The sequence below is a fragment of the Streptomyces sp. NPDC094448 genome (assembly GCF_044763775.1).
In the GTDB taxonomy this organism is placed as follows: Bacteria; Actinomycetota; Actinomycetes; order Streptomycetales; family Streptomycetaceae; genus Streptomyces.
The window spans coordinates 293,665-317,123 of record NZ_JBIWGU010000011.1 but is presented as its reverse complement, the minus strand read 5'-3'; the positions used below and the strand labels follow the sequence as shown (position 1 = coordinate 317,123).

At 73.4% G+C, this 23,459-nt stretch carries 16 protein-coding genes, 1 tRNA gene and 1 riboswitch; of the genes, 8 read left to right on the top strand and 9 right to left on the bottom strand.

What is annotated here, in order from left to right; all coding sequences use genetic code 11:
* The first annotated feature begins 22 nt into the window (after nt 1-22).
* Together ACIQ9E_RS23100 and ACIQ9E_RS23095 are read left to right on the top strand one after the other, a co-directional pair.
* Nucleotides 23-898, top strand: coding sequence for a TetR/AcrR family transcriptional regulator (locus ACIQ9E_RS23100; RefSeq protein ID WP_403709832.1), 876 nt, complete (start codon nt 23-25; stop codon nt 896-898).
* 360 nt (nt 899-1,258) lie between these two features.
* Nucleotides 1,259-3,550, top strand: coding sequence for a sigma-70 family RNA polymerase sigma factor (locus tag ACIQ9E_RS23095; protein WP_403709830.1), 2,292 nt, complete (start codon nt 1,259-1,261; stop codon nt 3,548-3,550).
* 162 nt (nt 3,551-3,712) lie between these two features.
* Here ACIQ9E_RS23095 and ACIQ9E_RS23090 read toward each other — a convergent pair whose 3' ends face one another.
* On the bottom strand, nt 3,713-5,824 hold the full coding sequence (locus ACIQ9E_RS23090) for an asparagine synthase-related protein (protein WP_403709828.1): 2,112 nt from the start codon (nt 5,822-5,824) through the stop codon (nt 3,713-3,715).
* A gap of 1,803 nt (nt 5,825-7,627) precedes the next feature.
* On the opposite strand from ACIQ9E_RS23090, the gene ACIQ9E_RS23085 reads away from it, so the two are divergent.
* From ACIQ9E_RS23085 to ACIQ9E_RS23070, 4 genes are all read left to right on the top strand, one after another.
* A complete protein-coding gene (locus ACIQ9E_RS23085) occupies nt 7,628-9,460 on the top strand; it encodes a sporulation protein (protein WP_403709826.1) in 1,833 nt (610 codons plus the stop codon).
* Between the two features lie 261 nt (nt 9,461-9,721).
* The gene (lhgO, locus tag ACIQ9E_RS23080) at nt 9,722-10,921 is read left to right on the top strand and encodes an L-2-hydroxyglutarate oxidase (RefSeq protein WP_403709824.1); all 1,200 of its coding nucleotides are present in this window, start codon (nt 9,722-9,724) and stop codon (nt 10,919-10,921) included.
* 101 nt (nt 10,922-11,022) lie between these two features.
* The gene (gene trmB, locus ACIQ9E_RS23075) at nt 11,023-11,934 is read left to right on the top strand and encodes a tRNA (guanosine(46)-N7)-methyltransferase TrmB (protein ID WP_403709822.1); all 912 of its coding nucleotides are present in this window, start codon (nt 11,023-11,025) and stop codon (nt 11,932-11,934) included.
* Nucleotides 11,935-12,370: 436 nt separating this feature from the next.
* Nucleotides 12,371-13,696 carry a PrsW family intramembrane metalloprotease gene (locus ACIQ9E_RS23070; RefSeq protein ID WP_403709869.1) on the top strand — a complete coding sequence of 442 codons (1,326 nt, stop codon included), beginning with the start codon at nt 12,371-12,373 and terminating at the stop codon, nt 13,694-13,696.
* A 198-nt stretch (nt 13,697-13,894) separates the two neighbouring features.
* Here ACIQ9E_RS23070 and ACIQ9E_RS23065 read toward each other — a convergent pair whose 3' ends face one another.
* The 7 genes from ACIQ9E_RS23065 to ACIQ9E_RS23035 all read right to left on the bottom strand — a co-directional run bounded on the left by ACIQ9E_RS23065 (nt 13,895) and on the right by ACIQ9E_RS23035 (nt 20,201).
* Nucleotides 13,895-14,911 carry a M23 family metallopeptidase gene (locus ACIQ9E_RS23065; protein WP_403709820.1) on the bottom strand — a complete coding sequence of 339 codons (1,017 nt, stop codon included), beginning with the start codon at nt 14,909-14,911 and terminating at the stop codon, nt 13,895-13,897.
* A gap of 11 nt (nt 14,912-14,922) precedes the next feature.
* Nucleotides 14,923-15,068: riboswitch (cyclic di-AMP (ydaO/yuaA leader) on the bottom strand.
* A 305-nt stretch (nt 15,069-15,373) separates the two neighbouring features.
* On the bottom strand, nt 15,374-16,615 hold the full coding sequence (locus tag ACIQ9E_RS23060; protein WP_403709818.1) for a PP2C family protein-serine/threonine phosphatase: 1,242 nt from the start codon (nt 16,613-16,615) through the stop codon (nt 15,374-15,376).
* Nucleotides 16,616-16,824: 209 nt separating this feature from the next.
* Nucleotides 16,825-16,898: transfer RNA gene (locus ACIQ9E_RS23055), tRNA-Met, on the bottom strand.
* 107 nt (nt 16,899-17,005) lie between these two features.
* Entirely contained in the window at nt 17,006-17,752 is a 747-nt protein-coding gene (locus ACIQ9E_RS23050; RefSeq protein WP_403709816.1) for a MerR family transcriptional regulator, read from the bottom strand.
* Nucleotides 17,753-17,869: 117 nt separating this feature from the next.
* The gene (locus tag ACIQ9E_RS23045; RefSeq protein ID WP_403709814.1) at nt 17,870-19,201 is read right to left on the bottom strand and encodes an RNA polymerase sigma factor; all 1,332 of its coding nucleotides are present in this window, start codon (nt 19,199-19,201) and stop codon (nt 17,870-17,872) included.
* A 110-nt stretch (nt 19,202-19,311) separates the two neighbouring features.
* Nucleotides 19,312-19,722: a YciI family protein gene (locus ACIQ9E_RS23040; RefSeq protein ID WP_403709812.1), complete on the bottom strand. Its 411-nt coding sequence runs from the start codon at nt 19,720-19,722 to the stop codon at nt 19,312-19,314.
* A 224-nt stretch (nt 19,723-19,946) separates the two neighbouring features.
* Nucleotides 19,947-20,201, bottom strand: a complete 255-nt coding sequence (locus ACIQ9E_RS23035) for a hypothetical protein (protein ID WP_403709810.1) — start codon at nt 20,199-20,201, stop codon at nt 19,947-19,949.
* A gap of 282 nt (nt 20,202-20,483) precedes the next feature.
* On the opposite strand from ACIQ9E_RS23035, the gene ACIQ9E_RS23030 reads away from it, so the two are divergent.
* Nucleotides 20,484-21,170, top strand: coding sequence for an HNH endonuclease family protein (locus ACIQ9E_RS23030; RefSeq protein ID WP_403709867.1), 687 nt, complete (start codon nt 20,484-20,486; stop codon nt 21,168-21,170).
* Between the two features lie 55 nt (nt 21,171-21,225).
* Here the strand turns inward: ACIQ9E_RS23030 and ACIQ9E_RS23025 are convergent, their stop codons facing one another.
* The gene (locus ACIQ9E_RS23025) at nt 21,226-22,296 is read right to left on the bottom strand and encodes a methyltransferase domain-containing protein (protein WP_403709808.1); all 1,071 of its coding nucleotides are present in this window, start codon (nt 22,294-22,296) and stop codon (nt 21,226-21,228) included.
* A gap of 554 nt (nt 22,297-22,850) precedes the next feature.
* Between ACIQ9E_RS23025 and ACIQ9E_RS23020 the strand changes: the two genes are divergently transcribed.
* Entirely contained in the window at nt 22,851-23,459 is a 609-nt protein-coding gene (locus ACIQ9E_RS23020) for a choice-of-anchor C family protein (protein WP_403709807.1), read from the top strand.

Sequence of the window (23,459 nt, the reverse complement as noted above, 5' to 3'; positions counted from 1 at the left end):
CACAGTGACCGGGGGAACAGGTATGACCATTCAGGATTCGCACTGGCAGGCCGCCGTCTCACCGACCACTGAGGGACATGGCGTGCCGGGCGTTCATCTGGGTACGACGGACGGGAACGGCCGGCCGGGGCCGGGCGGGGGCGGCCGCTCGGCGCCCCTCAGGGTCGATGCGCAGCGGAATCTGGAGCATGTGCTGCGGGCCGCGCGCGAGGTATTCGGCGAGCTGGGGTACGGCGCTCCGATGGAGGATGTGGCGCGCCGGGCCAGGGTGGGTGTGGGGACGGTGTACCGCCGTTTTCCCAGTAAGGACGTCCTGGTGCGGCGAATAGCCGAGGAGGAGACCTCCCGGCTGACCGATCAGGCGCGGACGGCGCTGGGCCAGGAGGAGGAGCCTTGGTCGGCGCTCTCCCGGTTCCTGCGGACGTCGGTGGCGTCGGGTGCGGGGCGGCTGCTGCCGCCGCAGGTGCTGCGGGTGGGGGTGGACCCCGCCGAGGAGGAGGCGGCCGCTGCCGCTGTTTCCGCCGAGGGGCGGGACCAGACGCGGGTGCCGCATCAGCGGGCGGTCGACGCCGGTCCGGGCGTTGCCACCGCGGGTCTCGTCGGTGGTGAGCTGCGGGTTGTCGAGCAGCGGTCCGGGGCGCCGGTTCCGGGGGCCGGGATTTCGGCGGGCTCGTCGGTGCCGGGTGCGGACGATGCCGGGGCGGCCGATCTGCTGGAGGTCGTGGGCCAGTTGGTCGACCGGGCGCGGGCGGCGGGTGAGCTGCGGGGTGATGTGACGGTGGCGGATGTGCTGCTGGTGATCGCCACGGCGGCTCCGGCGCTGCCGGATCCGGCCCAGCAGGCGGCGGCGTCGGCACGGCTGCTGGACATTCTGCTGGAGGGCCTGCGCCCGAGGTAGGCGGTTCGGTGCAGGGCGGTGGTCCGGCCCGGGGGTGCGGACTCCTCCGGAGCCGGGTCGAACGGCGGGCTGTCGGGGCGCCCCCGGGCGGTGAAGGTGTGCCGTTCGGATATGCCGGGGGTGCCGGTTGCGCCGGTCGGCCGCGCTGCCCGGCCCGGTCGTCCGGATGGTTGATGCACGCACTCTGTGAGGGCGGTCCTTAGCGCACGGATTCGACGGAACTCCCCGGATGAGTGGTTGGCGCAAAGCGGCGTCCGTCGGCGCCGACACCGTATGGCACGCTGGCTCGGTGTTCGAGTCTGAGCGTGCTGACGGGAGCGTCCGCGATGAACGAGGGCTTCCTCGACGAAGGCTTCCTCGATGAGCGGTGACGGGCGCGGTAATGCCCCCGGCGGCGGCGCCGACGATGCCGAGGGCGGCGCGCTGCCCCCGCGGCAGGTGCCCGAACAGTTCCAGGGCGGGGAACCGGGGTCCGGTCAGCTGTCGGGGCAGGTCCCGGACCAGGCGGCGGGCGGTGCGGCGGGGCAGGTCCCCGGGCAGGGCGCGGGGCCCGAGCAGGAATCGGGGCACGGGCCGGGGCAGTTGTCGGGTCAGGTGCCCGGTCAGGGCGGGCCCGGTGGGCTGTGGCCCGGGGCCGGCTGGAGCGGGACTACGGCGCGGGGTGATCAGAGCACGGGTACGGGCGGGGCCGCGCCTTCCGTGCCCGCCCAGGGCACCAGTGGTGTCCGTGCCGACGATGCGGAGGACGCGGGCTGGGCGGACTCCGTTCCGGGGGCGGGGAGCCCTTCGGGCACCACTCGTACGGGTGGTTCGGGGGCAGGGGGCGAGAGTCACGCGGTGCCGTCGCAGCGCGAGGGCGGGGTGAGCGGTTCCGTACTGCCGCCGCCGCGGGAGACCGCGCCGTCCGACGCGGATCTGATCGCCCGGATGCGGAGCGGCGACGACGGGGCGTACGAGGAGCTGTTCCGGCGGCACTCGGAGGCGGTACGCCGGTACGCGCGCACCTGCTGCCGGGATTCGCACACCGCGGACGATCTGACGGCCGAGGTGTTCGCCAGGACCCTCCAGGCGGTCCGGTCCGGGGCGGGCCCGGAGTACGCGGTACGGGCCTATCTGATGACGACGGTCCGGCGGGTGGCCGCGACCTGGACGAACAGTGCGAAGCGGGAACAGCTCGTCGAGGATTTCGCGCTGTTCGCGACAGAGGCCGCGCGGAGTACGGAGGGCTCGCCCGACCGTACGGCGGAACTCGGCGCGGATGTCCGGGCCATGCACGAGGCCGAACGGTCGCTGGCCGTACGGGCGTTCCGGTCGCTCCCGGAGCGCTGGCAGGCGGTGCTGTGGCACACCACCGTCGAGGAGGAGTCGCCGAGTGAGGTGGCGCCGCTGTTCGGGCTGACCGCGAACGCGACGGCGGTGCTGGCGAGCCGGGCCCGGGAAGGGCTCAAGCAGGCCTATCTCCAGGCCCATGTCAGTTCGGCACTGACCTCGGGCGGGGACTGCGCCCGCTACGCCGACCGGTTGGGTGCCTATGCCCGCGGCGGGCTGCGGATGCGGGCCGAGCGGGGGCTGCGCAAGCATCTGGAGGAGTGTGCGAAGTGCCGGCTCGCGGCGGGTGAGCTGAAGCAGGTCAACGCCGGGATTCCGGCGCTGCTGCCGGTCGCGGTCATCGGCTGGTTCGCCGCGGGCTATTCGCTCAAGGCGGCGGGCGTTGTCGCCGGAGGAGCGGTCGGCGCGGCCGGGGCTGGTGCCGCCGCGGCGGCGACCGGGGTGGGCGCGTCCGGGGGAGCAGGCGCCGGAGCGGCCGGGGCTGCGGCGGGAGGAGCGGCCGCCTCGGAGGGGCTCGGCGCCCCCGCAAAGGTCGGCATCGGTGCGGCGCTCGCCGTCGCCACGGCCGCGGGTCTGGTGTGGGCGTTCGCCGGGGATCCCGCGCCCGCGAAGCCCGAGGCGAAGCCGTCGGCGGCCCGGTCCGTCACCCCGGTGCCGCAGGACCCCAAGCCGCCCGCGCCCAGGCCCAAACCGGCGCCGGTGCTGCCCGATCCCGAACCGCCCGCGCCGAAACCGGCCGTCAAGCCGAAGCCGAAGCCCAAACCGGTTCCCGCACCGTCCGCGGCCCCGCCCGAGCCCCGGCCGAAACCACCCGCGGCGACCTTGCCGAAGCCGAAGCCCAGCCCGCCGAAGGCGAGCCCCAAGCCGACGCCCAAACCTCCGCCCGCGTCACGGGAATACCAGGTCAATCGCCTCAAGTACAGCGTCTTCGGCGACGGCACCGGGCCGGAGGTGGCGGTCGGCGAGAGCAGTTGGCTCTGGCAGCGGTGGGGTCTGCGGATCGGCGGTCAGGAGTACGCGCACGGGGTCACCGTGCGGTCGCGGTCCTCCGTGACGATCAACCTGAACCGGCCGTGTACCTCGTACTCGGCCATGGCCGGGGTGGACGATCTGACCCTGGGGCGCGGTGCGATGACGTTCTCCGTCTATGCGGACGGGGCCCTGCTGTGGCGTTCGCCGGTGCTGCGCGGCGGCGAACCGGCGGTCCCGGTGCGGGTCCCGCTGGGCGGTCGCAAAAAGTTGCGCCTGGTCGTCGAACCGTACTCCCACTGGGACGGGGCGGCGCTGGGCGACTGGGCGGCGTCGAAGGTCGTCTGCCAGTAGGCCCTCCGGACGGGGCGCGTACCGCCGCGGGCCCTGCCCGGGGCACGGCGGCCGCACGACCGGCGCGGACGGGTGCCTGGTCCGGGTCCGTACCGGCCCGGACCCGTCCTCGGCGGGCCTCGATCCCGTCGTTTCCTCAGCGGCCCCGATCGCATCGTTTTCTCAGCGGGCCGCGCCCCCGCGCAGGGACGGGCGCGGCGGGACCCCGGTGGAGACCGCGCGGGAGCGGGGGGCGGCCGAGCCGGTCCAGCAGGTGCCCCGGCGCGACAGCAGCCGCCGCAGCCACAGTTCGGTGGAGACCAGGTCCGCGAGTCCGTCCAGGGGTACGGGTTCGCCGTCGGCCGCGCCGCGCAGGGCCTTGCGGACGACCCGGGCGTCGATGAGACCGGCGTCGGCGAGGAGCGGCGCGTCGAAGAGGGCGAGGAGGGTGGGGAGGGCGGCCCGCAGTCCCTTGTGGGCGGTGACGGTCTGCGGGGTGAGGGGGGTGGTGCCCCAGCCGGGTGGCAGTTCGTGGACACCTGCGCCCGCGAGGACGGTACGGAGGATTTCGGCGCGGGCCCCGGGCCTTACCCGGAGGGCCTCCGGGAGGTCGCGGCAGGCGCGGACGACCTGGTTGTCGAGGAAGGGGGCGTGGACGCGCTGGCTCCGTACCTCCGAGGCCTGTTCGAGGATCCGCTGGTCGAAGGCGTGCCGGGCGAGGGCGGCGCGGGCGCGGGCCTCCCCGGGCCGCTGGACGGGCGCCGCGCGGGTGGCGATTCCGGTGAGCCGTACGGCGACGTCCGCGAGTGCCTCGCCGGTCAGCCAGCGGGCGGCGGGCCCGGGCCGGGACCAGGTGAGGGCGGCCAGGGAGGCGTCCAGGGGGCCGAAGGCGGGGAGCCGGCCGCCGCGGTTCGCCTGGAGCAGCCGGTCGGCGGCGGTTTCGAGGCCGGTGCGGTACGGCGTACGGGCGAGGCGGCGCGCGGCCCGGTAGACCGTGAGGGGCGCCAGCAGCGACTGCGTCGACGGCCCTTCGGCGCGGGCGAGCGCGGTCACCGGCCGGAGCAGATGGCGGCGTCTGCGGTCGATGAGGAGGTCGGCGAGGCGGGCCGGGTGGGCGTCGAGGACCTGGCGGGCGCCCGCGCCGGTGATGTGGTCGGCGCTGCCGGATGCGAGGCGGACCCGGTGGCGTTCGGCGGTGACGAGGCTGGGGGCGGGTTCGTCGGTGAGGGGCCCGTTCTCCAGCTGGGCGTACGGCAGGCCCTCTTCGCCCGCGGTGACGACGATGTGGTGCAGCCGGGGGTCGGCGGCGAGGGCGCGGGCGCGTTCCAGTTCGGGTTCGAGGCCGGGTTCGGTGAGGTCGTTGAAGGTGACGGCGAGGAGGCGTTCGCCGGCGCCGGTCGTGCCGTGGCCGGCGAGGGTGCCGGGGCGGCCGGGCAGTCCGGCGGCGAGCAGCGCCAGGGTGGCGGAGGCGCTGCCTCCGGAGAGGTCGGCGCCGATGCCGGGGACGGGGGCGCCGCGGCGGGCGCGCCGGTCGGCGGGGCCCATACCGGGGACGGGCCCGGGGTCGGGGGGTGCGGTCTCCGGGGCGTGGCGCGGGGCGGTGAGCCGGGCGCGTACGGCGTCGACGAGTGCGTCGCGGACACCGTCGACGGCCAGGTCGGCGGCCATCTGGGGGCCGGCGACGGCAAGGGAGGCGACGGGTTCGTAGCCGGTGATCTCCCGAGAGCCTTCGCGGAGGATCAGCGCATGGCCGGGCGGAATGCGTTTGACGCCGTCGTAGGGGGTGGCGTCGCGCAGGGCCTCGGGGGTTTCGGGGCAGGCCAGCAGGGCGGCGAGATAGCCGATGTCGAGCTGGGCCTCGATGAGGTCGGCGAGGGGGAGCGCGGCGGTGGCGAACGCGGTGCCGTTGGCCCAGGGGGTGTGGAAGACCGGCCGGGCGCCCGCGAGATCGCCGATGACGGTGATCCGGCGGCCGGACCGGACGACGACGGTGTAACTGCCGGGCCAGGCGGTGAGGTGGCGCAGGGCGCCGCCGCGGGCGGAGAGCAGTCCGGCGCGGAGTTCCGCGTCGGATGCGGCGCAGCAGCCGAGGACGGCCATTTTGGTGAACTCGTCGGCGGCGACGACGCGGACCTCGTCGGGGCGCCAGTCACCGACGGCCCAGAGGGGGTCGGGGTCGCCCCACAGGAGCTGGGAGCCGACGGGGTGGACCGTGCGGCCCTCGTCGGCGGCGCCGACGGCGCCGGCCGTACCGAAGTTCGCGGCGATACTGCTCCAGCCCACCAACCACCGCATCGCCGTTTTCGCCTCCACAGGCTGTGGACAACCGAGCCGGGGCCCGGGCCGTTCGGGAACATGCTGCCACGAAGGAGACGCACGGGACGGGCCCCGGGTCGCACGAGCAAAAAGCGAAAGAACCGGCACGGGGCCTGATATGGCGGGGCGTCATGAGTCCTGTGGGAGATCGCGTCAACCGCATATGGGGTGAAAGTCACGAGAAGGACAGTCGACATTCAGCCATTCTCATGACATCGGTGGACCCGGTGGGCGGGTACGGAGAGCTTCCGGACCGGTGGCTCTCCGTCCGCTTTTTGCTCCGGTTTTCCTCCGCTCGGGTCCTTCCGCCCCCCGCCCGGCACCTGTTCGCCGTCCGTTCGCCTTCTGTTCGGTGTCGTCCCCGGGCCGGGCCGGTGTCGGTACGGCCCCGATGCGGCGGCGGTACGGGGCCGGTCCGGCACCCTTGCGACGGGGTGCGGGGCCCACGGCGGGCCGGGGTACGGCGGGGCCTGCGGGGCGGAGGCGGCAGCCGGGCGGTCCGGGGCGGTGGGGACCGGTTGGACGGACGGTGCGACCGGCAATTCCCCTGCGGCTTCCGCTGCATTCGCCGACGCCCGACGAGGTGCGGCGGCAGGTGCGGGGACCGGTCGCGATCCGTACGGGGTACGGCGCCTGCGGCGCGCCGACGCCCGGCCCCGATCCCCCGGCCTCCGGCCCCGTACAGACCCGTCCGTAGGGACCCGTCCGTATCGGCCGCCGGGCGGAACCGCGCCCGGATACGACAGTCCGGGAGGCGCCACACGCCTCCCGGACCGTCCGCCGCCCGCGGGGATGGAAGGCGGCGGTGTCCCCCAGCCCACTGGTTCCACTACCAGCGGGCCGACCCACGCGGTTCTCATGGAAAACCTCGGCGGAACCCCCGGCCAGAGCGCACAGGCGGGCGCACGGCCACACACCCGGAGCACGCGCGCCACCGCTGTGCCCCGGCCCGGGAACCGCCGCCGCACCTCGGTGGCGATGGGGGCACAAGGGGGGTACGGGGCCCCTCGGGCCCCCTGCGCGCGCCCCGGGGCGGGCGGGTCGGGGGCTCGCGCGGGGCACGATCCCCCGGCGGTCCGGGTCCGGGGCGCACGGCGGTCCGGGGCACTCCCACCGGCCGCCCCGGGAGGGCACCGGGCCATGGCCGGGGACCGCGGCCGGGGGCGAACCAGGGGGAGAACGAGCGGTCGGGCCGGTGGTCGAACCGCAGCCCCGTCGCGGCCGAGTCGCTGCCGAGTCCGGCCGAGTCACTGCTGAGTCCGCGCCCGGTTCCGGGGGTTGCTGCGGTGCGCGGCGGCGTTTCACCGCCGCTCCGGATCCGGCCCGCGCGTCGGCCGGGGGCGGCCCCGGCGAGGCGGCGCGCCGGTGGCCCCGGCAGCGGGCCGGGCGGTGGTCCGGGCCCCGTCCAGGGATGGTTCGGCGGTACGCGGCCGGCCCCGGGCCCCGGGTCCGCCGGGAGCGGTGGCGAGGACCCGCCACCGGTGGCGCGTTCACAGTGCGTCCCCAGTGCGCCCCGGCGGAGTTCGCTCGCACGCACAACAATCCCGCCATAGGGAACACCGCCCCTTAACGGTCGGGATCCGGCGAACTACGCTGGGTTTGCTGATGTTCTGAACTGATGGGCATATTCCGGAGGGCTCGGCCAGACGCTTTTGCAGCCGGGGCCGACCGGCCCGGTGGCAGCCGGGTTCCGGAGCCGTACCGTCGGGACGGGACGTCGCTACGCATGCCGGACGCGAGGCAGCGTCACGGCGGCCGTCGGCGTGTCGAGGGGTGGGGCGCATGTCCAGGGAGCAACGCGGGCCGAACGAGAAGCTCGGCACCGTCCTCGCCCTCGCGGGAATCAGCAACGCCGGGCTCGCCCGGAGGGTCAACGACCTTGGCGCACAGCGCGGTCTGACACTCCGCTACGACAAGACCTCGGTGGCGCGCTGGGTCTCCAAGGGCATGGTTCCGCAGGGCGCCGCGCCCCATCTCATCGCCGCCGCGATCGGCTCCAAACTGGGCCGGCCCGTACCACTGCACGAGATCGGTCTGGCCGACGCCGACCCGGCCCCCGAGGTCGGGCTGGCCTTCCCCCGCGATGTCCGGGAAGCGGTGAAATCGGCGACCGACCTCTACCGGCTCGACCTGGCCGGCCGGCGCGCGGGCAGCGGCGGGATCTGGCAGTCCCTGGCCGGTTCCTTCTCGGTCAGCGCATATGCGACACCCGCGTCCCGCTGGCTGATATCCCCCGCCGACCCATCGGTGGAGCGCCCCGCGCCGGCCTATATGACCCGCAGGACGGCCGATATCTGCGGCCCCGACGAAGCCGATGGGATAGACGGGGCCGACGGAACGAGAGCGGCCGGGGAATCCCCGGGGACCGCTGGGCCGGGCGGGGGAAGAGGAAGTGGCGGGGGCGAAGGGGCCCACGGGGAGGGTGGTGGTGCGACCGCACGCACGCCCGCGCACCCCGGCCTGCCCGGAACGGCCCCCGGGACCGGCTCCGGCCCCGGTTCCGGCTCTGCACCGGGCTCCGGCGGATCCTCCGGTTCCGTATCGGTTCCGGCTTCCGCCTCCGGTTCCGCATCGGCTTCCGGATCCGGATCGGTTGCCGCTTCGGCTGCTGGTTCGGCTACCGGGGGTACCGGTACCGCCGTGCTCCCGGGTACGGCCCCGCCCGGCCAGCCGCCCGGACACCCCGACGACTCCGCCACCCGCGTCGGCCACAGCGATGTGGCCAAACTGCGCGAGGCCGCGGAGGACGCCCGCCGCTGGGACTCCAAATACGGCGGCGGGGACTGGCGCTCCTCGATGGTCCCCGAATGCCTGCGCGTCGACGCCGCGCCACTGCTCCTCGGCTCGTACTCGGACGAGGTCGGCCGCGCGCTCTTCGGCGCCACCGCCGAACTGACCAGACTGGCCGGGTGGATGGCCTTCGACACCGGCCAGCAGGAGGCCGCCCAGCGGTACTACATCCAGGCGCTGCGGCTGGCCCGCGCCGCCGCGGACGTACCACTCGGCGGATACGTCCTGGCCTCCATGTCCCTGCAGTCCATCTACCGCGGCTTCGCCGACGAGGGCGTCGACCTCGCGCAGGCGGCGCTGGAACGCAACCGGGGGCTCGCGACCGCGCGCACGATGAGCTTCTTCCATCTGGTGGAGGCGCGGGCGCATGCCAAGGCGAGCGACGCATCGGCCGCGGGCGCCGCCCTGAAGGCCGCCGAAGGCTGGCTGGAGCGGTCGCGCGACGGCGACCCCGACCCCTCCTGGCTGGGTTTCTACAGCTATGACCGGTTCGCCGCGGACGCGGCCGAGTGCTACCGCGATCTGAAGCTGCCCCGGCAGGTGCGGCGCTTCACCGAGAAGGCGCTGTCCCAGCCGACGGACGAGTTCGTCCGCTCGCACGGGCTGCGGCTGGTGGTGGGTGCCTTCGCCGAGCTGGAGTCGGGCAATCTGGACGCGGCGTGCGCGGCGGGCGCCCGGGCGGTCGAGGTCGCGGGCCGGATCTCGTCCGTACGGACCACGGAGTACGTACGGGATCTGCTCCACAAACTGGAGCCGTACGGGGACGAGCCCCGGGTCGCGGAGCTGCGCGAGCGGGCCAGACCCCTGCTGATGGCCCCGGCGTAGCGGTCGCGGTCGCGGACTCCGGGGGCGCGGCCGTCCGCTCCGAGCGGCCGCGGAAGGCACTGTCAGTGGCGGGGTGCAGTATTCGGATGGGGCGGAACGCGATATCGGGGTGCGGCATCGGCGTGTGGCATCGGGGGTACGACAGCCGGGTACGGCAGCGGGCAGGGCACACGGACACGGCAGCGGGTACGGCAGCGGGGATTCCCGGGTGAGCGGGCGGCGGGAGGTGGAGTGATGACGAGGACCGGAAGACGGCAAGTCGTGAGCGGGTACGACTGCGACGTGCTGGTGATCGGGGGTGGGATCGTCGGCCTGTCGACGGCGTATGCCCTCACGCGTACGGCGCCCGGCACCCGGGTGGTCGTGCTGGAGAAGGAGGAGGCCCCCGCCCGGCACCAGACCGGCCGGAACAGCGGCGTGATCCACAGCGGGATCTACTACCGCCCCGGCTCCCTCAAGGCGCGGTACGCCGTCACGGGCGCGGCCGAGATGGTGAAGTTCTGCGCCGAGCACGGACTGCCCCACCGGGTGACGGGCAAGCTGATCGTCGCCACCCGGCGCGACGAGCTGCCCCGGCTGCACTCCCTGGTCCAGCGCGGCCGGGAGAACGGGATCCCGGTGCGCGAACTGGGCCCCGCGCAGATCGCGGAGTACGAGCCGGGGGTGCGCGGTCTGGCCGCGATCCACGTCGGGACGACGGGGGTGTGCGACTACGGCGCGGTGGCGGAGCAGCTCGCCGTGCTGGCGGGCGCGGCAGGCGCGGAGGTGCGCTGCGGCGAGGAGGTCGTCGCGGTGGACCGCCGGCCCTGGGGTGTCGCGGTGCGCACGGCCTCCGGGACGGTGCTGCGGGCCCGCGCCCTGGTGAACTGCGCGGGACTGCACTGCGACCGGGTGGCCCGGCTGACCGGCGACGACCCCGAGATGCGGATCGTCCCCTTCCGCGGGGAGTACTACGAACTGACGGATCCGTCGCTGGTCAGGGGTCTGGTGTATCCCGTGCCGGATCCGGCGTTCCCCTTCCTCGGGGTCCATCTCACCCGGGGGATCGACGGCGGGGTCCACGTCGGACCGAACGCGGTCCCGGCCCTCGCCCGTGAGGGGTACGGCTGGGGCGTGGTCCGCCCCGGTGAGCTGGCGGCCACCCTGAGCTGGCCCGGCTCCTGGCACATAGCCCGCCGCCACTGGCGCTACGGCGCGGGCGAGCTGCGCCGCTCGCTGTCGAAGGAGGCCTTCGCCCAGGAGGTCCGGCGGCTGCTCCCCGCGGTCACCGAGGAGGCCCTGCGGCCCACGGACGCGGGGGTGCGCGCCCAGGCCGTGCTCCGGGACGGCACCCTCGTCGACGACTTCCTGATACGGGAGACCCGCCAGGTCGTCCATGTGCTGAACGCCCCTTCCCCGGCGGCGACGGCATCCCTCCCGATCGGCCGTGAGGTGGCCCGCCGGGTGCGGGCGATGCTGTAGGGCGTCCCGGCGCGGCGGTCTCAGGGCCGGGGCGGTGGGCGACCGGTGGGTGATCAGGGGCGGCGCGGGCACCGGCGTACCCCCGTAGAATCGGACCCACTGTGTCGACATCGCGCCCCCACACCCCCGAATCCTCCGTTCCCGGCTCCGGCTCCGAACCCGCCTCCGGGTCCACGGCCGATTCCGGCTCCCCTTCCGCTTCTGGTTCCGGCTCCGGGTCCCGTTCCGGGTCGGGCGGCGCCGGTTCCGGGGCTCCCGCGGGAGGCTCCGCCGCCTCCGGGCGGGCGGCGCGTGAGCCGCGGTTCCCCGGAGGGCCGGCGGCCGATCCCGCGGGCTCGCACCACGAGCGGCGGATCCGGAGCTTCCAGCCCCGCCGCAGCCGGGTCACCACCGGCCAGGGCGATGCGCTCCAGCGGCTCTGGCCGGTCTGGGGCCTCGATATCGACGGACGGGACCGGCTCGACCTCGCCGCGATGTTCGACGGACTGCCGGTGGTGCTGGAGATCGGCTTCGGCATGGGCGAAGCAACCGCGGCCATGGCGGCCGCCGATCCCGCGACCGGAATCCTCGCCGTCGACGTCCACACTCCGGGTCAGGGCAATCTGCTCGGCCTCGCCGAGCGGAACGGGCTGACGAACGTCCGGGTGGCCAACGGGGACGCGATCATCCTGCTGCGGGAGCAGCTCGCGCCGGGCTCCCTCGCCGGAATGCGGGTGTACTTCCCGGACCCGTGGCCGAAGAAGCGCCACCACAAGCGGCGGCTGATCCAGCCCGAGTTCCTGACGCTGGCCGCCGGGGCCCTGAAGCCCGGGGCGGTGCTGCACTGCGCGACGGACTGGGAGCCGTACGCGGACCAGATGCTGGAGGTGCTGACCGCGCACCCCGACTTCGAGAACACGGCCGAGGACGGCGGCTTCGCCCCCCGGCCCGGCTTCCGGCCCCGGACCCGCTTCGAGGGCCAGGGCCTGGACAAGGGGCACATCGTCCGCGATCTCCTCTTCCGCCGGGTCTGACCGCGGCTCCGGACCGGGTCTTCCGGACGCTCCGACCGACCGGAACGCCGTATCCCCGTCGCGTGTTGTCGGTGCAGGTCGTTAGTGTCGACAGGTGTCAGAGCCGTCGCCCCCGCAGTCCGAGTCCAGCCCGCAGCCGCCCCGTCCGGCGGACGCGGCACCTCCAGGGCCTCCCCCGCCTACCGTAAATACGGATACGGCGGGGCATTCCGCACCCCTCGGGGAGGCCGAACACCGGGCAACGCCTCCTGAACCCCGGCCCGCGCCGTCCACCCCCGGACCGGGCGCATCCGCCACCCCCGGCGGCAACGCCACCCGCGTCGGCCCCACGGCACCCACCGGGGCCACGGCCCCCGCCGGCCCCACGGGCCCTGCCGGGGCCACGGTCCCTGCCGGGATCATTGGCCCCACGGACCGCACAGCCCCCGCCGGGATCATTGGCCCCACGGGCCCCACGGGTCCTACAGGCCCCGCCGTCCCCGCCTATGCCGCGGAGCCGGTATTCGACGCACTGCCCGAGCGGTCGCGCTGGCGCTACAAACCGCGCGCCTCCCGGATCTGGCGGAGCAAGGTGCTCCGGGCCGGGGTGCTGATCGTCCTGCTCGCGCTCTGCGCCCTCGCCATCCTCGCGACGGTCCGCGACGAGACCGGGACCCAGGGCTTCCTCGTCGGTCTCGGCCTGGCGACCCTCCCGGTCCCGCTGCTCCTCGCCGCCTTCCGCTGGCTGGACCGGGTCGAGCCGGGCCCCTGGCGCAATCTGGCGTTCGCCTTCGCCTGGGGCGCCTTCGCCGCCGCCCTGATGTCGATCACGGCGAACACCTTCGCCATCCAGTGGATCGCCAACAGCACCGCGGATCCGACCGACGCGGACAACCTCGGCGCGACGGTGGTGGCGCCGATCGTCGAGGAGACCGCGAAGGGCGCCGCGATCTTCCTGCTCTTCTTCTTCCGGCGCCGGCATTTCACGGGTCTGGTCGACGGCATCGTCGTCGCCGGGTTCACCGCCACCGGCTTCGCGTTCACCGAGAACATCCTCTACCTCGGTACGGCCTTCGACGGCGACCGGCTGCCGGGCGAATCGGGCCTGGTCTCGGTGACGGCGACGTTCTTCGTACGGATCATCATGTCGCCGTTCGCGCATCCGCTGTTCACCGTGCTCACCGGTATCGGTCTGGGTCTCGCCGCGTCGGCCGCCCGCCGCCACCGGTTCCGGAGGTTCGCCTTCCCCGCGCTGGGGCTGCTGCTGTCGATGGGTATGCACGCCCTGTGGAACGGCTCGGCTTCGTATCTCGGCCCGATCGGCTTCTACCTGGTCTACGGGATGTTCATGGTCCCGGTCTTCGCGCTGCTGACCTGGCTGACGATCTGGTCCCGCCAGCGCGAGCTGCGGACGATCTCGGCGGCCCTGCCGCCGTATGCCACCGCCGGCTGGCTGGCACCGGCCGAACCCGCGGCGCTGGCGTCGATGCGGGCCCGTACCGAAGCCCGGAACGTCGCCCGGCGCACCCATGGACCGGCCGCGGCACACGCGGTGGCGGAGTACGTCCGCTTCGCGACGTCCCTGGCGTTCCTGCGCGACCGGGCGCAGCGCGGTACGGCGGATCCGGACTTCGTCGCGCGGGAGCAGGAGTTGCTGCACCATATGTGGCTGCGGAAGGCGGTGGCCGGTCCGGCGCTGACGTACGCGGCCAGGACGAGCGGTGTGGTCTCCGTACCGCCGCCGTACCGGGACTACGAGGGGTACAACCCGTACCGCGTCTGAGCCGAGCCGCACAGAGTACGGGCGGGTACGGAAGCGGCCGGCGAAAAGAACCGGCAGCCCTGACGTCGGGGGGTTGGTGCGTCAGAGCTGCCGGTGGTCACCAAGGGGCACCCGGGCCCCACAAGGCTTCAGGACCGCGAGAACCCAGGAGGGACGCAGGTCCGGGCGGGGTTCACGGGTGGCGGGGTCCCGCGGGCGTCAGGGCTGGAGGCCCTTGCTGCGCAGCCAGGCGCCGGGGTCGATCGTCGTACCGCCGGGCGTCTTGACCTCCAGATGGAGGTGGTTGCCGGTGGAGTTGCCGGTCGAGCCGACCCGTCCGACCATATCGCCCGCGACGACCTTCTGGCCCACGTTGGCGTTGATCGACGAGAGGTGGGCGTACATGACCTCGGTGCCGTCGTTCAGCTCGATGACGACCTGGTAGCCGTACGAGCCCGCGTAACCGGCGGACTTGACGGTGCCCGCGCCCACGGCCTTGACCGGGGTGCCCGCGGGGGCGGCGAAGTCGAGACCGGTGTGCTGGCCGGAGGACCAGAGTCCGCCGGACGAACCGAAGGTCGAGGTGATGTTGTACGAGGAGGTGGGGAGCGCGAAGCTCTTCGCCAGTTTGGCGAGACGCTCGGCCTCCGCCTTCTTCTTGGCTTCCTCGGCGGCCTTCTTCTTCGCCTCGTCCGCCTTCTTCTTGGCGTCGGCGGACGCCTTCAGCGCATCCGCGGCGGCGGCTTCGGCGGCGGCCTTCTCGGCCGCGGCCCGGCGCTCCGCCTCGGCCTGCGCCTGCTGCTGCTCGGCCTGCTGGAGGATCCGGGAGCGCAGCGCCTCACCCGCGTTGCCGTCGGCCTCGGACTGCTCGCCCGTCGCGGTCTCGGTGACGGTGTCGCCCATGGTGGCGAGGCCGGCGTTCTGCGCGCCGTCCTCGGTGCCGCCGAGCCCGTCGGGGAGGGAGATGGTGATGGGGGCCTTGTCCTGCGCGGTGGCGATGCCGCCCGCGCCGACCGCGGCGATCACACCGACACCGAGGACGGTGGAGCTGCGGGCGAAGGCCCGGCGCTGCTGACGCAGTACGCGGTGGCGGCCACGGTTCGGGAGAAGCGTTTCCGCGCTGGGGTTCCACTCGCCGGTGGCCGGCTCGGCACCACCGTCTTCACCGAAGCGGGTGCCGTTGCTCATGTACCCGGGCCCGGCAGGGGCTTGCGGGGCAGGACTGTTGGACGCCACTGAGGCGTACTCCTTTCCTTCCTTCTCGCCTACCGGGTTAGCTGACGGGTTCGGAGCAGGAAGGTCTCCTACGGTGTCTCCGCAGGCTGCGGAGGCATCCGATTCACCCCAAGAAGTGGTTCCCCGGTTCCCTTGCGGGATTCGGCGCATGAGCACGGAGCCGCCCTGACGGCGACTGGGACGACCGCGCTGCGTTATCGAACGTTAATAGACACCGGGAATGTTTTCCAAGTGTTCCTGATGATCCTTAAACCCGGACGGCGAATCAACCGGGACAGAAGGCTTTCAAATCGGGCGAGTTACCCGCCTCTGAGGCCCCTTCAGGGCCCTTCCGCCCCCTCCGCGCCCCTGATGGTTCGTCAGATGTTATGGCGACAGCGACGGTTCGATCACGCACCGTGCAGAAAACGGCAGTGCAATGGCATATAGCCCCCAGCACTTGGCCAATCGTTGGTCAACTCTTTATCCATCGGGCCGGAGGGGCGACTGTTCCGAAGACCTGCCCTCCGCCCCGGCCGCCCCGGCCTCGCGGGCCCCGCCGAAACCGCCCGGACCCCCGAGACCCTGACCTCCCTGGCCTCCGGGGCCTCCCGGACCGCCGTCTCCGTTCGGGCGGGTGACCGCGAGCAGCGCCATATCGTCCGTCGATCCGCCGCCCGTATGCCGTCGTACGTCGTCCACCAGCGCGTCCAGCAGCTCCCCCGGCCCCGGGAACGCCCGCCCGCCGAGCTGCTCCTCCGGGTCGTAGAACACCCCGGCCGCGTTCCGCGCCTCCGACAGCCCGTCCGTGTAGAGCAGCAGGGTCGACCCGTCGGGCATCGGATGCGATTCGGCCCGCCCCGGCCAGTTCCCCAGCTCCCTCATGCCCAGCGGCAGCGCCGCCTCGTCCGGCGGCAGCATGCGCAGCCGCCCGTCGGCGTGGAGCAGCAGCGGCTCGGGGTGCCCCCGGTTCAGCAGGCGTACGGCCCCGAGGCCCCGCGGGATCTCCGCGAACACGGCGGTCGCGAACCCCTCGAAATCGTCGAGATCGCCCGCTCCGCGCCGTAGCGCCTCCCGGACGAGCGCCTGCTCCAGCCGGTCCGCGACGCACTCCAGCGAGGCCTCCCGCTCGGCCGCCTCCCGGAAGGCCCCGATCAGGATGGCCACGGCCTCCACCGCCCCCAGCCCCTTGCCCCGGACGTCCCCGACCACCAGCCGAACACCGTGCGGAGTGTCCTGTACGGCGAAGAGGTCACCGCCGATGAAGGCGTCGGCGAGCGCCGCCTCGTACCGTGCGGCGATCCGCAGCCCGCCGATCTCCTCGGCGGGTGTGGGCAGCACGGCCCGCTGCGCGGCCTCGGCGATCACCCGGGCCGAGGCCAGTTTCTCGTTGCTCCGGGTGATGACCCGGTTGATGAAGAGCGCCAGGGCGGAGACGGTGACGACCGTACTCAGCTCGGTATAGGCCTGGGTCTGGCCGAGCGAGCGGTTGTAGATGTCCAGACCCAGTTCGGTCAGGACGGCGAAGACGCCCGTCGCCAGCGTGACGGCGAAGGAGAAGAAGGGGGCCGCGATCAGCGGGGCGGCCGTGAACATGGGCACGGCGGTGAACTTCGACGGGGTCGTGAGGTCGTACACCACCCCGATGACGATCATCAGCGACGGCAGCATCCGGGCGAAACGCCGGGCACTGCCGTATCCGTTCCGCTGTGTCTGCTCCGCCACAGGCGCTCTCCTCCCCTCCCAGCCTCGCGGCGGCGGGTGCCCGGGGCGAGCCGCACTGGACCGCCCGGGTGACCCCCGGGGCCCGGGGATCATGAGGCCCCTTGAGCCCCCTGGCGGCCCCGCGGCCGCCGGAGACCTCCAGGGGCCTCTTCGGATACGACAACGGCCCGGTGCTCTCGCAGAACGAAAGCACCGGGCCGTTTCTTCAGTAGCGGGGACAGGATTTGAACCTGCGACCTCTGGGTTATGAGCCCAGCGAGCTACCGAGCTGCTCCACCCCGCGTCGGTGAACACAACCTTACGCCATCCGGAGCACCTCTGGTGACCATTTCCCCCGCGACGCTGCCGAGAGTTCCCTCCACCCCCGCCATCTGCCCTTTTCCGGGCTGTTCAGTCGGTGAGGTGACGCTCCGCGTACACCCGCATCGCGTCCCGGACGAAGACCGCCGTCCCCGCCCCGTACTTGTCGTAGTTGCCGCCGAAGCGCGGGTCCGAGGCGAACATCTCGCCGAGACCCGTGAAATGGGACTTCGACGGAGCGGCCATCACCGACTGCCAGGCGTACATCCGCCGGGTGATCGCCTGGACGGTCTCGTCGCCGGGCGCGGCGCCGTCCTTCAGGGCCCGGGCGTAGTCCCGGGCGATCGTCTCGTGGTCGAGCAGATGCGCCCGCCGCTCGTCCTCCCCGAGCTGCTGCCACCGCCGGCCGCTCGCGCGCCAGGCGTCCGCGCCCCAGCGTTCCGTGACCTCCTTCTCGTACTTCGTGTGGTCGAAGCCGTCGAGTACGTCTTCCGCCATGAGTTCCTCCCCTAGTTCGGTCTTGCGGAGAGTGGTCCGCACGGACGCGATCCGGCGGGCGAGGCGGTCCCGCTCCAGCTCCAGCAGCTCCAGATGGGCCCGGAGCGCCGCGGTCGTGTCCTGCTGGCCCGCCAGCACCTCGGCGATGGCGGGCAGCCCGAGCCCCAGCTCGCGCAGGAGCAGGATCCGCTGGAGGCGCACCAGCTCGTCCGGCCCGTAGTAGCGGTAGCCGTTGGCCCCGGTCCGCCGGGGTGCCAGCAGCCCGATGTCCGCGTAGTGCCGCAGGGTGCGGCTGGTCGTCCCGGCACGCCGGGCGACCTCTTGGATCGACCACTCCATGACATGAACGGTAGAAGTTGACGTTACGTAAAGGTCAACCCATTCAATAAAGGTCAAACCATTAGGTAGGGGCCGGTACGCCGGATATCGGATATCGGATGGAGGCGGATCCCGGGATCAGCGGGGCAGCCGGGCGGCACGGGCGCGCAGATAGCGGGCCTCCGGAGCGCTGAGGGTGGCCGCCGCGGCCTTCTCGTACGCCTCCCGGGCCGCGGTCCGCTCCCCCGCCTCCTCCAGCAGATGCGCCCGGACCGCGTCGATCCGGTGGTGCCCGGGGAGCCGGTCCGCCACCGCCGCCACCTCGGCGAGACCGGCCGCGGGCCCGTGCACCCGGGCCACCGCGACCGCCCGCCCCAGCTCGGCCATCGGCTCCGGGGCGCGGGCGACCAGGAGGTCGTACAGCGCGAGGATCTGCGGCCAGTCGGTGTCCTCGGCGCGTCCGGCCTCGTCGTGCAGGGCGGCGACGGCCGCCTGGAGCTGGTAGACCCCGGCCGGTCCCTGCCCGAGCGCCGCCTCGACCAGGGCGGTGCCCTCGGCGATCGCCGTACGGTCCCAGAGCGTCCGGTCCTGCTCGTCCAGCGGGATCAGCTCACCGTCCGGCCCACTGCGGGCGGGCGTACGCGCCTCGGTGAGCAGCATCAGCGCCAGCAGCCCGGTGACCGCCCCTTCGCCCGGCAGCAGCAGATGGACCCGGCGGGTCAGCCGGATCGCCTCCCGCGCGAGTTCGGCGCGGTGGAGGTGCTCGCCGGACGAGGCCGTGTAGCCCTCGTTGAAGATCAGGTACAGCACTTCCAGTACGGCGGCGAGCCGCCGGTCCCGGTCCTCGGGCCCCGGCGGGACGAACGGCAGCCCTTTGATCCGCTGCTTGGCCCGGCTCACGCGCTGGGCCATGGTCGCCTCGGGGACCAGATGGGCGCGGGCGATCTCGGCGGTGGTGAGCCCGCCGACGGCCCGCAGGGTCAGCGCGATCTGCGCGGCGGGCGTGAGGTCGGGGTGGCAGCAGAGGAAGAGGAGGGTGAGGGTGTCGTCGTCGGAGGGGGCCCGGCCCTCGCCGGGCGGCGGTGCGGTGAAGGAGTCTCGCGGGGCGAGGTTCGCGGCGCTCTCCTCCCGGCGGCGGCGGGCCTCCTCGGCGCGGAGCAGATCGGTGAGCCGGCGCGCGGCGACTCTGATCAGCCAGCCGCGGGGGTTGGCGGGGAGGCCTTCGGCGGGCCACTGCCGGGCGGCGGCGAGCAGCGCTTCCTGGACGGAGTCCTCGGCGAGGTCGAAGTGCCCGTACCGGCGTACGAGAGCGCCGAGGACCTGCGGCGCGTGGCGGCGCAGCAGGTCCTCGACGGTGTCGGCACCGGTCCCGGCGGGCCGCGCGGCGCCAACGCCGTCGGCGCTGGAATCGGGCTCGGCGCTGGAATCGGGGTCGGCGTCGGCAGGGGTGTTCGTACGGCTACGGCTCATACAGCTGTACGTATCACGGCCCGGAGGCACGCCCTGCGGCTCCCGGCCCTTCCCGCACCGCACAGCGGTTCACGGCACCGCACCGGGATGCCCGTCCACCGGGATACCGGTCAGGAGTCGGGGCCCTCGCCGATCGGGCGGATCACCACCGGCACGGGGGTGCTGCCCGCGGGCTCGGGACAGGCGACGATCCGGGCCGCGATCTCGGTCACCCGCTCCAGGCTCTCGCAGTCGACCACCCAGTAGCCCGCGAGGACCTCCTTGGTCTCGCCGTACGGCCCGTCGGTGATCACCGGCTTGCCGTCGGGGCCCGCCAGGACGGTGCGGCTCTGTGCGGGGGCGGCCAGCCCGTTGCCGTCGACCAGCTCCCCCGTCTCGGCGAGGTCGTTGCCGATGGCACCCATATGCGCGAACATCGCGGCGAGATCGGCCTCGCTCCAGGCCGGGTTGCCCGGGGAGGGCTTGCCCGCCATCGCGTCGTAGGAGGCCTGGGTGCCCTGGATCATCACGAGGTACTTCATGGGGTCCACTCCCTGCGGTCGCTGTTCCTCCGGGCGGGATTTCCCCGCCGCTGCCCTTCGTGGGCAGCTTTCACAGGGGACGTCGGAGCCGGTGCCGGGTTCTCGACACCGGTCGACGGATTTCCCGGAAGTTTTTCCGCAGATCTTTCCGCAGACCTTCCGGAGGCCTGCCGGGACCTGCCCGGAGGCGGCGACGCTCGGGGTACGGGCTCCGCGGCCCGGCGTTACTGGAGGGCGCCCGCGACCTGGACGACCGGGTCGGTCAGCGGGGCGAGGTGGTTGGGGATCTCCATCAGCTGGTTGAGCTGGTTCAGGTCCTTGATACCGCCGTTGAGTGCCTGCACCCCGTCGGCGAGGGACGTCGCGCCCTGCGGCGTCTGCGTGCTGTGGTGTCCGTTCGCGGCGGCCGCGGAGACGGAGAGGGCCGAGGCACCGGCGGCGAGGGCGACGGCGGTGAGGATGCGCTTCGTCTTGGTCATGCCGGGACAACGCCCCCGCGGCGGGGCGGGTCACGGGCGCGGGCCCCCGGGCAGGGGGCCGCCCGGCTCACAGAAACGTTTCCTCGGTGAACGCGCGCCTCCATTCGGCCCAGCGGGCCGATTCATCGCATCGCGAAGGAGTGAATGCCACGTACTCAAGTTGACGTGATCAACCACACGAACCACACAGACCGCACCACCGGGCGCTCCTCGGGCCGCCGGAGTCTCCGGCGGGCCGCCACGGCCGCCGTCCTCGTCCTGCTCCCCCTCGCCGCCGTCACGGTGCCGGCGACGGCAGCCCCCGCCGTACCGGCTCCGGCGGCGGAGACCGGGCCCGCACCGGCGGCCGGGCCCGCGGCGGACCGGCCGGCCGGGGCCCCCGGGGCCGCCGCCGAGACCGTGCCGATCCTCACCGCCGTCGCCGGCCTGTCCGTCGCGGACGAGAGCCGCGCGGGCTACAACCGGGATCTCTTCAAGCACTGGAACGCGGGCCTCAACCCCTCCGACGGCTGCAACACCCGCAACGAGGTGCTGATCGCCGAGGCGGTCACAGCGCCGACCGTGGGTGCCCGCTGTGCGCTGACCGGCGGGCAGTGGTGGTCGTACTACGACGACACGTACGTCACCCCGGCGAGCGCGCTGGACATCGACCATATGGTTCCGCTGGCCGAGGCCTGGGACTCCGGGGCCACCGCCTGGACGGCGGCCCGGCGCGAGGCGTACGCGAACGACCAGGGCCAGTCGTCCTCCCTGGTCGCCGTGACGGCCAAGTCCAACCGCGCCAAGGGGGACCAGGACCCCGCCCAGTGGCTGCCGCCCGCGGCGGACGCCCTCTGCCACTACACGTCCGACTGGCTGGCCACCAAGCTCCGCTGGCGCCTGAGCATCGACGGGGCCGAGCAGAAGGCGCTGTACCGGCTGGCCGCGGGCTGCCAGGGCGACCAGGTCACGTACACCGTGGCCCCGTAGCCCCGGCACCGTAAACCCGTTCCTCGGAGTCAACCGCCCGTCCCTGCACCGTCGGTCAGGGGCGGGCCGCCGGGATCCCGGCCACGACCGCCGGGACCTCGGCCACGACGACGTACAGCGTCACCGACGCCAGGAAAGGGCCGCCGGAGGCCATATCCGCCAGGAGCCTCTCCCCCTGCTCCTCGGTCAGATATCCGGCGGCGACCGCCCGCCGGGTGTTGCGGTGGAGGCCGAGGATCTCATCGGCCGCCCCGGCGTCCCGGAAGACGGAGGTCGTCGCGGTGGCGCCCGGTACGACGAAGCCCGCCTCCTGGACGAGCCGCGGAAGCTGCCGTCCGATGATCCCGTTGCGGACGATCCGGTCCGTGATGTGCCGGGTGTAGGCGCGGGCGGCGTCCAGGTCGGCATGGTCCAGGGCGAGGGAGTCCCAGTCGGGTTCGGCGAGCACCAGCCGCCCGCCGGGCCGCAGGACCCGCCGGACCTCGGCGAGCACGGCGGCCGGGTCCTCGACGTGCTGGAGCACCCGGTCGGTACGGGCCCGGTCCGCGCTCGCGTCCGCCAGGGGCAGCCGGTGGATATCGGCGAGCCGTACGTCGACCGTGGCCAGCCCCCCGGTCCGCTCCCGCGCCAGCTCGACCATCTCGCGGCTGGCGTCGATGCCGATCACCGCGCCCGCGGGCCCCACGGAACCGGCGAGGGCCTCCAGATCGGTACCGGGGCCGCAGCCGAGGTCGAGGACGGTGTGCCCGGGTCCGGCCCGGAGTTCGTACCGTGCGATGTGCTTGTACGTCCGGCCCGCGCCGGTCGCGGCCACCCGGTCCAGATACCGCACCTCGTCGGGGGTGACGGTCTCGAAGACCTGTCCGCTGACCCGCTCCATGGTCCGGGCCTCGCGCGCCAGCAGCTCCCGGCCCCGGCCGGTGATCCGGTACGGCCGCCGGCGGCCCTCGAAGGCCAGGGCCTCGACCAGCCCCTTCTTCTCCAGCCGGGCGAGGGCGCCGTAGAGACTGCCCGCGCCGAGCGGGGCGCCGGAGAGCTTCTCGACGGCGGCGTTGACGGCGTAGCCGTGCAGAGGTCCCTCGGTGAGCGCGGTCAGAACGAGGGTCTGGGCGTCGTGGGTTCGCATGCCGCGGGATAGTACACAGGGCGTACTACGCGGCGCGAGGCATTCACCGTACGGCTGTTCACCCGCATATCCCGGTACGGGCCGGGCAGCAGCCCGTCAGGGCCCCGCCGCGCTCCCCCCCTCGCGGCGGGGCCCAACGCTCTTCCGTTCGCCGTATCCGAAACTCCCGTGCGACGCCCAGGAATTCGAAGGAAAACTCTTCCCCACTCACCATATTTCCTTCACTCACCGCAGGATCGTTTCCCCCTGCTCCTGGCCCGGAAATCCAGCCCCATGAAGCATTCTCCTCTCCACATACCCACCATGACCTGCGGCTACTGAGAACATCCGGAGACGGCGCACTCTTGGCACACCCCTGTTGAAACAGGCGCCCGGGGGTGCTCTTTATCGGCGTCGAGCCAAAATGCGCCGCTGCCCCGGGGTTGGCGCAGAGGCCGATCAACGGGAAATTCGTCGAGCGGGAAATACGCCCGCCGGGCGGGTCGACACGGACCGGTCCGGTCTCGTTCCCGTGTTCCCGTATTCCCGTTCCCACGCGTATTCACGGAGGTTCCATGTCAGCCTTGCGTGCCTGCACCACCGCCGTCGCCGGGGCGCTCGCCCTCGCCGCCGGCTGCGCCGTCCTCGCCGCGCCCGCCCAGGCGGCGGCGCTCAGCCGCTTCGACGACGGCAGCTTCGAGTATCCGGTCGCCCCCGCGAACTCGTTCAGCACCTTCACGAGCGGGCAGTCCCTGGGCCCGTGGCAGGTGACGGCGGGCTCGGTCGACCTCATCGGCAGCGGCTTCTGGCAGGCGGCCGAGGGGAACCAGTCCGTCGACCTCAGCGGCAACGGCCCCGGCACGGTCGCCCAGACCTTCACAACGGTGCCCGGAACGACGTACTCCGTCAGCTACTCCCTGGCCGGCAATATCGACGCCGCGTCCCAGCCGATCGTGAAAACGGGCCGGGCGCTGATCGACGGCCAGGTCTTCCAGGACTTCACCTTCGACATCACCGGTAAGACACGGCCGAATATGGGCTATGTGAACCGCCAGTTCACCTTTGTCGCATCGGCCGCTTCGACCACGCTCGCCTTCGCCAGCACCACCGCGGGCGCGCACGGTCCGGTGCTGGACAACGTCCAGGTCAAGGCCGCGTGTTGCGGCTGTTCGGCGAGCTGCTGA

Coding starts and splice junctions, on each gene's coding strand:
- ACIQ9E_RS23100 (WP_403709832.1), top strand. CDS start 23: ATGACCATTCAGGATTCGCACTGGCAGGCCGCCGTCTCACCGACCACT.
- ACIQ9E_RS23095 (WP_403709830.1), top strand. CDS start 1,259: ATGAGCGGTGACGGGCGCGGTAATGCCCCCGGCGGCGGCGCCGACGAT.
- ACIQ9E_RS23090 (WP_403709828.1), bottom strand. CDS start 5,824: ATGCGGTGGTTGGTGGGCTGGAGCAGTATCGCCGCGAACTTCGGTACG.
- ACIQ9E_RS23085 (WP_403709826.1), top strand. CDS start 7,628: ATGTCCAGGGAGCAACGCGGGCCGAACGAGAAGCTCGGCACCGTCCTC.
- ACIQ9E_RS23050 (WP_403709816.1), bottom strand. CDS start 17,752: ATGGAGTGGTCGATCCAAGAGGTCGCCCGGCGTGCCGGGACGACCAGC.
- ACIQ9E_RS23045 (WP_403709814.1), bottom strand. CDS start 19,201: ATGAGCCGTAGCCGTACGAACACCCCTGCCGACGCCGACCCCGATTCC.
- ACIQ9E_RS23040 (WP_403709812.1), bottom strand. CDS start 19,722: ATGAAGTACCTCGTGATGATCCAGGGCACCCAGGCCTCCTACGACGCG.
- ACIQ9E_RS23035 (WP_403709810.1), bottom strand. CDS start 20,201: ATGACCAAGACGAAGCGCATCCTCACCGCCGTCGCCCTCGCCGCCGGT.
- ACIQ9E_RS23025 (WP_403709808.1), bottom strand. CDS start 22,296: ATGCGAACCCACGACGCCCAGACCCTCGTTCTGACCGCGCTCACCGAG.
- ACIQ9E_RS23020 (WP_403709807.1), top strand. CDS start 22,851: ATGTCAGCCTTGCGTGCCTGCACCACCGCCGTCGCCGGGGCGCTCGCC.